This window comes from Vibrio alginolyticus NBRC 15630 = ATCC 17749 (assembly GCF_000354175.2).
Classification (GTDB): domain Bacteria; phylum Pseudomonadota; class Gammaproteobacteria; order Enterobacterales; family Vibrionaceae; genus Vibrio; species Vibrio alginolyticus.
The window spans coordinates 1,446,136-1,459,483 of record NC_022349.1 but is presented as its reverse complement, the minus strand read 5'-3'; the positions used below and the strand labels follow the sequence as shown (position 1 = coordinate 1,459,483).

12 protein-coding genes are annotated in these 13,348 nt (G+C 45.3%); all 12 read left to right on the top strand.

Annotation, left to right across the window (positions count from 1 at the left end):
• Positions 1-103: 103 nt before the first annotated feature.
• The 12 genes from N646_RS06560 (at position 104) to N646_RS06505 (ending at position 13,340) form a co-directional block, all read left to right on the top strand.
• Positions 104-589 (top strand): DUF2919 domain-containing protein, encoded by a 486-nt coding sequence (locus tag N646_RS06560; RefSeq protein WP_021707707.1) that lies wholly within the window; start codon positions 104-106, stop codon positions 587-589.
• A 46-nt stretch (positions 590-635) separates the two neighbouring features.
• Positions 636-1,538, top strand: coding sequence for a Dyp-type peroxidase (locus tag N646_RS06555; RefSeq protein WP_005380441.1), 903 nt, complete (start codon positions 636-638; stop codon positions 1,536-1,538).
• A 142-nt stretch (positions 1,539-1,680) separates the two neighbouring features.
• The gene (locus N646_RS06550; RefSeq protein ID WP_005380443.1) at positions 1,681-2,820 is read left to right on the top strand and encodes a flagellin; all 1,140 of its coding nucleotides are present in this window, start codon (positions 1,681-1,683) and stop codon (positions 2,818-2,820) included.
• Between the two features lie 262 nt (positions 2,821-3,082).
• Positions 3,083-4,216, top strand: a complete 1,134-nt coding sequence (locus N646_RS06545; protein WP_005380447.1) for a flagellin — start codon at positions 3,083-3,085, stop codon at positions 4,214-4,216.
• Positions 4,217-4,504: 288 nt separating this feature from the next.
• On the top strand, positions 4,505-5,635 hold the full coding sequence (locus tag N646_RS06540) for a flagellin (RefSeq protein ID WP_005380449.1): 1,131 nt from the start codon (positions 4,505-4,507) through the stop codon (positions 5,633-5,635).
• A 92-nt stretch (positions 5,636-5,727) separates the two neighbouring features.
• Positions 5,728-6,162 carry a flagellar protein FlaG gene (flaG, locus tag N646_RS06535; protein WP_005384493.1) on the top strand — a complete coding sequence of 145 codons (435 nt, stop codon included), beginning with the start codon at positions 5,728-5,730 and terminating at the stop codon, positions 6,160-6,162.
• Positions 6,163-6,183: 21 nt separating this feature from the next.
• Positions 6,184-8,178 (top strand): flagellar filament capping protein FliD, encoded by a 1,995-nt coding sequence (fliD, locus tag N646_RS06530; RefSeq protein ID WP_017820818.1) that lies wholly within the window; start codon positions 6,184-6,186, stop codon positions 8,176-8,178.
• Positions 8,179-8,181: 3 nt separating this feature from the next.
• Positions 8,182-8,487: a flagellar protein FliT gene (locus N646_RS06525; protein WP_017820817.1), complete on the top strand. Its 306-nt coding sequence runs from the start codon at positions 8,182-8,184 to the stop codon at positions 8,485-8,487.
• 12 nt (positions 8,488-8,499) lie between these two features.
• A complete protein-coding gene (fliS, locus tag N646_RS06520) occupies positions 8,500-8,910 on the top strand; it encodes a flagellar export chaperone FliS (RefSeq protein ID WP_005380457.1) in 411 nt (136 codons plus the stop codon).
• A 287-nt stretch (positions 8,911-9,197) separates the two neighbouring features.
• Positions 9,198-10,664, top strand: coding sequence for a sigma-54 dependent transcriptional regulator (locus N646_RS06515; protein WP_005380458.1), 1,467 nt, complete (start codon positions 9,198-9,200; stop codon positions 10,662-10,664).
• Positions 10,665-10,862: 198 nt separating this feature from the next.
• Complete coding sequence (locus N646_RS06510) at positions 10,863-11,894, top strand: sensor histidine kinase (RefSeq protein WP_005380459.1); 1,032 nt, start codon at positions 10,863-10,865, stop codon at positions 11,892-11,894.
• 36 nt (positions 11,895-11,930) lie between these two features.
• Complete coding sequence (locus tag N646_RS06505; protein ID WP_005394318.1) at positions 11,931-13,340, top strand: sigma-54-dependent transcriptional regulator; 1,410 nt, start codon at positions 11,931-11,933, stop codon at positions 13,338-13,340.
• Positions 13,341-13,348 lie beyond the last annotated feature (8 nt).

The following is a 13,348-nucleotide window of genomic DNA, read 5'->3' as shown; positions in this document are numbered from 1 at the left end:
TGTGTAAGGTGCTGAAATGAACTTCAGTTCTCATCTTTGTTGGCTTGCAACTCTGAAACGATAGGTTAAAGTGACGTTTTTATCACATAAAGAAGAAGATGTTGTGCGCTATTCGTTTGACCAATATGACGCTCATGGATTTTTAAAGGCGCCGATCATTTTATGGGTGGGATGGATGTTTCTTGTGCGTTCATGGGTGGTGTTTGCCATGGCTGGTGTAAGTCGTGATAGTGGCAGCAAGCTACTCGCTATTGTTTACCCAGATTCAAGTACGTTGTATTTAGGTTTGGCGATGGGCATTCCAAGTTTGCTTCTTATGTGGTTAATGGGGCTTCGTCATCCCGACAGAGGATGGGTAAACAGAATTACTCGCTATGGTCGCGAGATCACTTTGATCTTGTGCGGTATTCAACTTGCTCAGACCATGTATCATGTGTACCTAGAACATGGAGTGTTTAATTGGGCAAACGCCCTTACCATTACCTTATTAGCTTGGTTTATGATCTATCTTCTAAATGGAATATGGGTAAAAGACTGTTTTCATGTGCCACAATTGGCGCACGATGAACAGCAGCATTCAAAGAATTAAAAACAATAACTTCCCACTCTGGGGCAAAGTAATAGAGGAAACCTCAATGTCACAAGCTCAAACGGCGATCGTGCCAGAAGCCGGGCCATTTGCACTGTACACTCAACTCAAAGTGAACCAAAACCGTGAAAACGTATTAGAAAAACTGAAAGCACTGCCAAAGTTGGTGGAAGAGTTAAACATTACCCAGCCGGGTGCAGCGCTGACGCTTTCTATCGCATTCACAAAATCGTTTTGGGAACACCTTAATGTAGACGCGCCAGAAGAGCTTATTGATTTTACTCAACTTGGCGAAGGTGACATCGTTGCTCCAGCAACAGACGTAGATGTACTGATTCACTGTCACTCGACTCGTCACGACTTGCATTTTTACGTGTTGCGTAAGTTCCTAGAAGAGACGGCACAAGATGTCACCATTGTGGACGAAACATATGGGTACCGTTACCTTGATGCTCGTGATATGACAGACTTCATTGATGGCACAGAAAACCCGAAAGGGGAGGCTCGCGCTGATGTGGCTCTAGTAAAAGAGGGCCCATTTGCTGGAGGCAGTTATGTTATGGCTCAGCGCTTTGAACATAACCTTGCCGCTTGGAATCGATTGAATGTCAAAGCGCAAGAAAAAGTGATTGGTCGTACCAAGCTAGACTCTATCGAGCTAGAAGACGTTCCTGCTGCATCACACGTTGGTCGAGTTGATATCAAAGAAGAAGGTAAAGGTTTGAAGATTGTTCGCCACAGCTTACCATACGGGACGGTGACAGGGCCTCATGGCCTGCTGTTTATTTCTTACTGCAATACACTTCATAACATTAAAGTGATGCTAGAAAGTATGTACGGCGTGACAGATGGTAAAACAGACCAAATGCTTCGTTTCACAACAGCGGTAACTGGTGCGTACTTCTTCGCGCCTTCGCAAGAAATGCTCGCAGAGCTAGCCATCAAGTAAGTTGTCAGACTTTATTTCTTAAGCCCTCCAATGGAGGGCTTTTGTTTTCGATTTCTATTCCAATCTCTTTTCAAAAAACACTAAACTTTTCTGTTACTTGGTCGATAAGTACTCAAAGCCTTAATTTTAGGACTCTTTATTCGTGGCGATCACCGTTAATACCAATGTTGCAGCACTTGTCGCACAGCGTCACTTGACCAGTGCAACGGATATGCTGAATCAATCCATGGAGCGTTTGTCTTCAGGGAAGCGTATTAATAGCGCAAAGGATGACGCTGCGGGTCTGCAAATTTCCAACCGCTTGCAATCACAAATGCGTGGTTTAGATGTTGCGGTTCGCAACGCGAATGACGGCATTTCCATCATGCAAACTGCGGAAGGCGCGATGAATGAGGTGACCAATATCATGCAACGTATGCGTGATTTGTCGCTACAGTCAGCCAATGGTTCAAACAGCAAAGCGGAGCGCACTGCACTGCAAGAAGAAGTCTCTGCTTTAAATGATGAGTTAAGTCGTATTGCAGAAACCACATCTTTTGGTGGACGTAAATTGCTGAACGGCACATTCGGTACATCGTCTTTTCAAATCGGTGCAACGGCTGGTGAAGCGGTACAAATTGGCCTGCGGACCATGCAGCCGGAATCTTTAGGTAGCTTTTCAATGAGCTCATATCAAAGAGTCAGTTCAGATTGGACGGTTCAAAACGGAAATAATGAAATTGTTATCAGCTACCGTGATAACAATTTTGAAGAGCAGGAGATCCGTATTGAAGCTAAAGCTGGCGACGATATAGAAGAACTCGCGACTTACATTAACGGGCAGACCGATAAAGTGAAAGCGTCTGTTAATGAAGAGGGGCAACTGCAGTTACTCATGTCCCACAAGGACGCCATAAAATACCCTGGACCAACCTTCAGTGGTGGCCTGGCTGATGAGTTAGAACTTGGCAAGTATGTCACCGTAAATAGAACGGTAGATAGTATTGATATTAGCACGGTCGGTGGCGCTCAGATGGCGGTCGGCATTTTAGATGATGCTTTGAAAACGGTAGATGGCAGTCGTGCGGAGTTAGGCGCGTATCAAAACCGCTTTAATCACGCGATCAATAATCTCGATAACATCCACGAAAACTTAGCCGCTTCCAACAGTCGTATCCAAGACACTGACTATGCCAAAGAAACTACGCAAATGGTGAAGCAACAGATTTTACAACAGGTCAGTACTTCTATTCTGGCGCAAGCAAAACAAGCGCCAAACCTAGCATTGACCTTGCTTGGCTGATGAACGGCCTTGCCCGAATTTAACGCAAAACCTGCCTGTATCGACAATTCGAAAAGAAGCTTTAGCGAAAAATGAAAGTTTTTTGCTTTTTTATCCGCTTTGTCACGATTACCCCTCCAAACGAATTATTTTCAAAAAAATCTAAAATTTTCTCTAAAGAAAACAGGGTATGCGCCGTTAATAAAAGTAACTTTGAGAGAACTACTTGGTTTTCCGAGACGTCGGAAACCGCTACACCGGAAAATCAATTGGAGAAATCACCATGGCAGTGAATGTAAACACTAACGTATCAGCGATGACCGCTCAGCGTTACCTAAACAACGCAAACTCAGCTCAACAAACTTCTATGGAGCGTTTGTCTTCGGGTTTTAAAATCAACAGCGCAAAAGATGACGCTGCGGGTCTACAAATCTCGAACCGTTTGAACGTACAAAGCCGTGGTTTGGATGTAGCGGTTCGCAACGCGAACGACGGTATCTCGATTGCACAAACTGCTGAAGGTGCAATGAATGAGACCACTAACATTCTTCAACGTATGCGTGACTTGTCTCTGCAATCAGCAAACGGTTCAAACTCGAAAGCAGAGCGCGTTGCGATTCAAGAAGAAGTGACCGCGCTAAACGACGAACTAAACCGTATCGCAGAAACCACTTCTTTCGGTGGTAACAAGCTACTAAACGGCACACACGGTGCGAAATCGTTCCAAATCGGTGCAGATAACGGCGAAGCAGTGATGCTTGAGCTAAAAGACATGCGTTCAGACAACAAAATGATGGGCGGTGTGAGCTACCAAGCTGAAAGTGGTAAAGGTAAAGACTGGAACGTTGCTGAAGGTAAGAACGACCTAAAAATCAACCTAACGGACAGCTACGGCCAAGAGCAAGAAATCAACATCAGCGCAAAAGCGGGTGACGATATCGAAGAGCTTGCGACTTACATTAACGGTCAAACTGACCTAGTGAAAGCCTCTGTAGACCAAGACGGTAAACTGCAAATCTTTGCTGGCAACAACAAAGTCGAAGGCGAAGTCGAGTTTTCAGGCGGCCTATCTGGTGAGCTAGGTTTGGGCGAAGGTAAAAAAGTAACGGTAGATACTATCGACGTAACCTCAGTTGGTGGCGCACAAGAATCTGTTGCTATCATCGATGCAGCACTGAAATACGTAGACAGCCACCGCGCAGAGCTAGGTGCATTCCAGAACCGTTTCAACCACGCAATCAGCAACTTGGACAACATTAACGAGAACGTGAATGCGTCGAAGAGCCGTATCAAAGATACAGATTTCGCGAAAGAAACGACGGCAATGACCAAGTCACAAATTTTATCGCAAGCGTCAAGCTCAATCCTTGCGCAAGCGAAACAAGCGCCAAACTCAGCGCTAAGTCTGCTAGGTTAATTTCAAACCTAAGACGAGAACCTCATTGGCTCGTGGTGAGAGATGAGCGAGTAAACCCAGCTTCGGCTGGGTTTTTTTCTGTCTTTTGGGCCCCCAGGATTTCTGCGAATCACGACATTAGAGCTTCATCACATTTCAGTAAGCCAAAGAAAATAATCGCAAAAAATTGAAAATTTCTTCTAAAGGATATTCATCGGTCGCCGTTAAAGGGACTGAGAGAAATGAGATGTACCTAAGTGAGGTGAGAGACACGACGGTACATTCACTAAAGCCTTAAGGAGATCAATTATGGCGATTAACGTTAATACTAACGTTTCTGCGATGACTGCACAGCGTTACCTAAACCAGGCAGCTGACGGTCAACAAAAATCAATGGAGCGTTTGTCTTCGGGTTATAAAATCAATAGCGCGAAAGACGATGCTGCAGGTCTACAGATTTCAAACCGTTTGAATGCACAAAGCCGTGGCCTAGACATGGCAGTGAAAAACGCAAACGACGGTATTTCTATTGCACAGGTTGCTGAAGGTGCAATGAATGAATCTACCAACATCCTACAACGTATGCGTGATCTTTCGCTTCAATCGGCGAACGGCTCTAACTCAAAAGCAGAACGTGTAGCGATCCAAGAAGAAGTAACAGCGCTAAACGACGAGCTAAACCGTATTGCTGAAACTACCTCTTTCGGTGGTAACAAGCTTCTAAACGGTACTTACGGTACTCAATCTTTCCAAATCGGTGCGGACTCAGGTGAAGCAGTGATGCTTTCTATGGGTAACCTACGCTCAGACACTTCAGCAATGGGTGGTAAGAGCTACGCAGCAGAAGAGGGTAAAGACGCATCTTGGACTGTTGGTGAGAAAACAGAGTTCAAAATGAGCTACACCAACAAGCAGGGTGAAGAGAAAGAGCTATCAATCAGCGCTAAGCAAGGCGATGATATTGAGCAGCTAGCGACATACATCAACGGTCAAAACGATGATGTAAAAGCCTCTGTTGGCGAAGATGGCAAACTACAAGTATTTGCTTCTTCTCAAAAAGTTGAAGGTGATGTTGAGTTTTCTGGCAACCTAGCAGACGAGATCGGCTTTGGTGGCCCGAAAGACGTAACAGTGAAAGACATCGACGTAACCACAGTAGCTGGCTCTCAAGAAGCAGTAGCGGTTATCGACGGTGCTCTTAAGTCCGTAGACAGCCAACGAGCTTCACTCGGTGCTTTCCAAAACCGCTTCAACCACGCAATCAGCAACCTAGACAACATTAACGAGAACGTTAACGCGTCTAAAAGCCGTATTAAAGATACTGATTACGCGAAGGAAACCACTGCGATGACTAAGTCGCAAATTCTTCAGCAAGCAAGTACTTCAATCCTGGCTCAAGCGAAGCAGTCTCCATCTGCAGCGCTAAGCTTGTTGGGCTAAGTGGTAAACCCAGCCTGAGGTCAACACCTTAGTGCTGGGGCACCAAAGCGATAGATTCTATCGTTAGCCCATAAGGTGGAAGGGAGATTGTAATGGATATATCCTCCTACGCATCGAACATCCAGCCTTACGGCACGCCAAATGGCACAAAGTTTGCAAATAAAAATGGCAATGATATAGGCACGTCTAGCCCAGCAAATTCAAATGGTGAGATTTCGCCGCAAAAAGCGAAAAACACCGAATACGATTTCTCTGTTCAAGCTGCGATCGAGATGGCTGAAAGCCGTCAAGAACTGAACAAAGAAGAACGTGAAAAATTGGTCGCACAAATGAATGAATTTGTAACGTCCATAAACAAAGGAGTCGCATTTCGAGTGGATGAAGAATCCGGACGAGATGTGGTGACGATTTATGAAGCCAATACCGGTGACGTGATTCGTCAAATTCCTGATGAAGAAATGCTAGTGGTATTGCGTCGCCTAGCTGAGCACACAGCCAACAGCGGGTTGTTGACTGAAAAAGTGTAAGTCGTTTTTAGAGGTGATTTGATGAGTTTAGGCCCTTTGGGGATGTCTGGCGGCATGGATATTAATTCCATGGTCAGCAAAATTGTGGATGCCGAACGCGTACCAAAGCAGCAACGCATCGACAACGAACGCACGACAATTAATGCCAGTATTAGTGCTTACGGGCGACTCAGAGAATCATTGGATACGATGAAAAATCTCATGGCGAACTTTCGTCAGGAGAAAGCATTTGCCGTTCGCACTGTCGAAACGACCAATGACAATATCGTATCTGCCACGGCAACCACAGATGCTATCGCTGGCAAATATGCTATCGATGTGTTGCAGCTTGCTCAGAGCCATAAAGTCGCTTCTGACGTATTGCCAGAAGACGCAAAATTTGGCCCTGGTAAGCTGCAGATTTCGCTTGGTGATGAGCGTTTTAATATCGATGTTCGTTCCCGATCTAAGCTCATCGATGTCGTACGTGGCATCAATGGCGCTAAAGATAACCCTGGCGTTCGTGCATCTCTTATTAACGACGTCGAAGGTCCACGCCTTATCCTTGCTTCTAACCTCTCTGGTAAGGATCATCAAATCAGAGTCAGTGTGGAGGCAGAAAAAGGCAACCCTCTTAAATATTTCGAATACCAAACACTTGAAGACCGCGTCAACGCGCTTGAAGAAGCTCGTTCAGCGGCGGAAGATGTCTTAGGTCCTCTTAAATTTCCGGAACAACCAGCAGAAGAGCTGGATGCAAACGGCAATCCTCTACCTCCAGAAGAGCAAAAAGCGGCAGACGATGTACAAGATGATGCATCGCAAGCGCCAATCTCTGCGGCGGGTGCAGAAGCAGCCAAAGCTGGTCAAGAAGCCATTGATGAAGCCAACCGACGCGCGAGCTTACGCCCTGAAGACAGAATTCCAGGGTGGACAGAAACTGCGTCAGGTACTTTGTTGGACTCTTATGAAGAACCAGAGCTTGAACTCGACGAAAAGGCAATAGAGAAGGCACCAGATGTACCAGGCTGGAATAATGCCGCATCGGGCACCCTAACCGATTCTTACGTTACGACGAAAGAGGCTAAGCAGCTTCTTGAGCAAGAAAAAGCGGAAATCGAGCAAAAAATTGCGAGTGAAAAGCAAGCGTTAGACGAAAAAGTGGCACGTGGTGAACTTTCCGAAGCGCAAGCTAAGCAAATTCATCGCGCTAAACTTGATCCTCAAGAACGTGAGCGTCTGGAAAAAATTGATGAAGCAGAAGCGAAAATCGTAAAGGCGCAATCTGCTTTTGAACAATACCTTGGGATGACAGAAGTACAAGCAGGGCAAGATTCAGAAGTTCTGCTTGATGGAGTGGCAAAGCTATCTAGTCACAACAATGTGATTGAAGGTGCGATCGAAGGTGTTGATTTAACACTAAAAGGCAAATCAGAACCGAATAAACCGCCTGCTGAAATTGGTGTCGAGTACGACCGTCAAAGTGTACGCAACGATATCGAAAACTTTGTGGCAGCGTATAACTCGTTTTATCAAACCTCCCAAGCGTTGGCGAGTGTGGATCCGGTAACGGGTCAAAAAGGGCCGTTGTCAGGTGACAGCACCGTACGTAGTGCAGATTCACGATTAAAATCGGTCTTTTCTACTCGAATCGATAAAGCACCTGAAAACCTAAAGTCCTTAACAGAATTTGGCATTACGACCACACGTCAAGGCACCCTAGAAATCAACTATGACATGCTAGACCGCCAGTTGAACAATAACTTCAACGAGTTAGAAAAGTTCTTCGGTGGCAACACAGGTTTTGCTAAACGAGTAGAAGATGCGATTCACGGTATCACAGGTATTACAGGCAGTATTCGTACTCGAGAAAAAAGTCTCACAGAACAAAACTACCGTTTGAGTGACGATCAAGCGGCATTAGATCGCCGCATGGAAAGCCTAGAGAAGCGTACTCATGCGAAGTTTACCGCGATGCAAGATGCGACCGGTAAAATGCAAGGCCAGTTAGGCGCTTTGATGAGTGCGTTGGGTTAATAAATGCAAAAAGAACTCATGGAAATTAGTGATATAGATCAACTAATTACGCAAGAATTAGAAAAAGTTGATTTTAATGCTGAAGAAATTCTTCGCTTGGTCGATATCAGGGAACGGTTATTGCAAAACCTGTTACCAATTATTCATCAAAATCCTTTGGTTAAGCAGGATGCAGAGTGGCAAGCATTGCTAACTCGTACCAAAAGAATTGTCGAGCTGATGCAATCGGAAACGTCAAAGGTCGGAAAAGAGCTCCATAAGTTTCGTTATGGCCAGCGTTCACTTCAGCAGTACAAAAAATTTATTTAAAAGAGGATTACTATGCGCGGTTCTTTGCAAGCATACAAAAAGGTATCAGTCGACAGCCAGCTTAGCGCGGCTTCTCCGCACAAAGTCATTCAAATGCTTATGGCTGGTGCGATTGAGCGCCTTATTCAAGGTAAAGCAGCCATGCAAGCAGGCAATATTCCAGCAAAAGGTGAGCGCTTAGGTAAAGCGTTAGACATCATTATCGCGCTACGCAGCTGTCTATCTATGGATGACGGTGGTGATATTGCTTCAAACTTAGATTCACTGTATGAGTTTATGATCACGCAAATTTCTGCTGCTAACCATCAAAATGAGCCTCAGCTGATCGACGACGTTATCGATATTATCCGTGAGATCAAGTCCGCTTGGGACCAAATCCCAACAGAGTTTCATAATCTTACCGCTGCTGAAGTTGGTATTTAATAGTCAAAACAATGCGTTAAGATACTAGACGAATATATTTGTCAATTGCGCAACGAGTTGTGTAGCAAAGTTTCTATCAAGCTCACACCTCTCCATTGCTTGGTTGCCTTATTTTTATATTCAAATAAAATAGAAGCCATTAGTAGCCCTAATGGCTTTTTTGTTGCTGATTTTCCTATTTTGTCTATCGTAAATTGAGTGTGGTGGTTCTGCCTTCTTTAGCACCCAATTGCGCAAATCAAGGTTTGGCCGCAACGCACCTAAAATAAAGGCAATCATTCTTACTTATGCATGGTTTGGCAAAGCTGCTTGTAATTGATGATGACGCATCAAGTCGTTTAAATTTAAGCAATATATTGGAATTTGTTGGAGAAAATTGCGAAGCGGTCAGTTCTGATCAGCTCAGCGATGTTGATTGGTCTAGCGTATGGTCGTGCTGTATTGTTGGTAATATTCCAGCAGGTCAAGCGGCGAGTACGGTTATCTCTCATTTAAACAGCGCTTACCACATCCCTCTTCTAGTCATGGGCCGTTTTCCTTTGCCTGTTGATGATCTTCCAAATTTTGTTGGTGAACTAGAGCTGCCGCTTAATTACCCACAGCTTAGTGAAGCGTTACGCCACTGCAAAGATTTTCTGGGGCGAAAAGGAGTGAATGTTGTTGCTAGTGCACGCAAAAACACGCTTTTTCGCAGCTTAGTTGGTCAAAGTAGAGGTATTCAAGAAGTTCGACACCTGATCGAGCAAGTATCAAACACGGAAGCAAACGTGTTGATCTTAGGTGAGTCCGGTACAGGTAAAGAAGTTGTTGCGCGTAACATCCACTATCACTCTTCATACCGCGATGGCGCATTTGTACCTATTAACTGTGGTGCAATACCGCCTGAGCTCCTAGAAAGCGAATTATTTGGTCACGAAAAAGGCGCGTTTACTGGTGCGTTAACTGCCCGTAAAGGTCGATTTGAGCTCGCAGACGGTGGCACTATCTTTCTTGATGAGATTGGCGATATGCCAATGTCGATGCAAGTAAAGTTGCTTCGTGTATTGCAAGAACGCTGCTTTGAACGTGTAGGTGGCAATAGTACCATCAAGGTAAATGTTCGAGTTGTGGCGGCGACACACCGTAATCTAGAAAATATGATTGAAGAAGGCACGTTCCGAGAAGACTTGTTCTATCGTCTGAACGTGTTTCCGATTGAGATGCCAGCGCTGAAAGAGCGCAAACAAGATATACCATTGCTGCTGCAAGAACTGATGACACGTTTAGAGGCGGAAGGCGGACAACCTATCTGTTTTACCCCTCGTGCGATCAATTCATTGATGGAGCACAACTGGCCGGGTAACGTGCGTGAGTTAGCGAACCTTGTTGAGCGAATGATCATTCTGTACCCAAATAGCTTGGTCGATGTAAACCACTTACCAACCAAATATCGCTACAGTGATATCCCGGAGTTCCAACCAGAAAGTAATCCGTTTATTTCGGTTGAAGAACAAGAGCGTGATGTGTTCCAAGACATCTTCTCTGAAGATTTTAGCTTTGAAGATCAAGACGACCTTGATCACAGCATGAACGCCCCGCAAGCGCTGCCACCGGAAGGGGTTAATTTGAAAGAGCTGCTGGCTGATTTAGAAGTTAATATGATCAGCCAAGCATTAGAAGCGCAGGGTGGCGTTGTAGCAAGAGCGGCCGACATGCTGGGTATGCGACGTACTACGCTGGTGGAAAAAATGCGTAAGTACAACTTACAGCGCTAGGTAAAGTGAAGTTTTAAGACGATATCTGAATAATCACTTGGGCTGGTTAACATCGTTTTCTTGCATCCAAAACCGTTATCTCTGAGTGTCAACTTATTGTCGATAGCTTAACGTCCTGATAAATATAGAAAATAGCTTGGTACGCTAATTGCTTACCAAGCTATTTTAGTTTTAGCGGCGATATTTCGACAGGCAGTAATGGATAACAACACCAATCAATCCCATTTAGATTCCGTAGAGAATCAGGTTGAGCGCTACAAACAGGTGCTCGATGTGATGCCTGCTGGAGTGATTTTGCTCGATACGTACGGAGTAGTGCGTGAAGCAAATCCAGAAGCGCACCGAATTCTTGAGATTCCACTGGTTAACGAAAAATGGTTCAACGTTATCCAGGCGGTGTTTGACCCACGTGAAGATGATGGCCACGAAGTTTCATTACGTAATGGCCGTAAAGTTCGACTCGCCATCTCGGCGTCCACAACAGGTCAATTGATCCTGATTACCGATTTAACCGAAACCCGTTTACTTCAAGCTCGTGTCAGTGATTTACAGCGCTTATCGTCGTTAGGACGTATGGTTGCATCGCTTGCTCACCAAGTAAGAACGCCGCTGTCGAGCGCTATGTTATATGCATCCAATTTGGGAGCGCCAAATCTTCCTCCAGCGACAAAAGATCGCTTCCAAACCAAATTAATGGATCGACTGCACGATTTGGAAAAGCAGGTTAATGATATGCTGCTTTTTGCTAAAGGTGGTGATAATAAAGTCATTAAGCCATTCACGATTGCCCAGTTGGTAGCGGAATACCAGCCGATGGTCGAAACCGCGCTAAAAAACAACAGTATTGATTACTGCCTAGAAGTGGAAGAAGAACAAACTGAGCTACTAGGCAATGCGAACGCCATTGCATCCGCATTAAGTAATCTGGTCATGAATGCGATTCAAATGTCTGGTAAAGAATCGCAAGTCGATATTTTTTTCCGCCCGGTAAATGGTGAGTTACGCATTTCTGTGCAAGACAGCGGACCGGGAGTGCCCGAAGAACTGCAAGCCAAAATCATGGAGCCATTTTTTACCACACGTTCTCAAGGAACTGGATTAGGGTTGGCAGTTGTTCAAATGGTTTGCCGTGCCCATGACGGTCGATTGGAACTTATTTCAGAGCAGGGTGATGGAGCCTGCTTCACCATGTGCATTCCGCTAGAGCGAGTGCAAACAGAAGCGCAATAAGCGGCTTTTGGTAATAACAATTTCTGGAGAATCATAATGGCGCAAAGCAAAGTGCTGATCGTAGAAGACGATGAAGGTCTTCGTGAAGCCCTAGTCGATACTCTGGCTCTGGCAGGGTATGAATGGTTGGAAGCGGACTGTGCTGAAGATGCACTGTTGAAGCTGAAATCGAATACGGTTGATATCGTCGTTTCTGATGTGCAAATGGCGGGTATGGGTGGCTTAGCTCTGCTCAAAAGCATCAAGCAGAATTGGCCTAACTTACCAGTATTGCTAATGACGGCGTACGCCAATATTGAAGATGCCGTGTCGGCAATGAAAGATGGCGCGATTGACTACATGGCGAAACCATTTGCACCAGAAGTGTTGCTAAATATGGTCAGTCGTTATGCACCGATAAAAAGTGATGACAACGGTGATGCTATCGTTGCTGATGAGAAAAGTCTGCGCTTACTCGCGTTGGCCGATAAAGTGGCGCGTACAGATGCGAATGTTATGGTGCTAGGTCCGAGTGGCTCAGGAAAAGAAGTGATGTCGCGCTATATTCACAACGCGTCGAATCGTAAAAATGGTCCTTTTGTCGCAATTAACTGTGCCGCGATTCCTGACAATATGCTCGAAGCAACACTGTTTGGCTATGAAAAGGGCGCATTTACTGGTGCTGTTCAGGCATGCCCAGGAAAGTTCGAACAAGCACAAGGTGGCACAATCTTACTTGATGAAATCAGTGAGATGGACTTGAACCTGCAAGCGAAGTTATTGCGTGTTTTGCAAGAGCGAGAAGTAGAGCGCCTAGGCAGTCGCAAAAGCATCAAGTTAGATGTTCGTGTGTTAGCGACGAGTAACCGTGATCTTAAGCAATACGTGTCAGAAGGAAACTTCAGAGAGGACTTATATTACCGCCTGAATGTATTCCCAATTGCGTGGCCTGCACTTAAAGAACGTAAAGGCGATATTGCACCGCTTGCCAAGCATCTTGCTGAGCGTCATTGCAGCAAAATGGGCATGCCAGTGCCTCAATTCTCGACCGTTGCGTTAGAAAAACTATTGCAATACCCTTGGCCGGGTAATGTTCGTGAATTGGATAACGTGGTTCAACGAGCGCTGATATTAAGTGAAAATGGCGACATCGATGCAGAGCACATTTTGCTCGAGGGCGTAGATTGGCAAGATGCCAATAGCTTGCAACACGTGGTGCAAAATGCAGATATGGTCGTGCCCAATGTTAAGCCAGTTGCTCAAGCTGAGAGTGTCAGCCGCCCAGTAACTGGTGGAGAAGGCTTAGGCAGCGAGCTGCGCGATCAAGAATACGCCATTATTTTGGAGACTTTGGTTGAGTGTAATGGTCGACGCAAAGAAATGGCGGAGAAACTGGGTATAAGCCCTCGAACCTTGCGCTATAAGCTTGCCAAAATGCGTGATGCTGGTATAGATATCCCGAATTAACACAGACA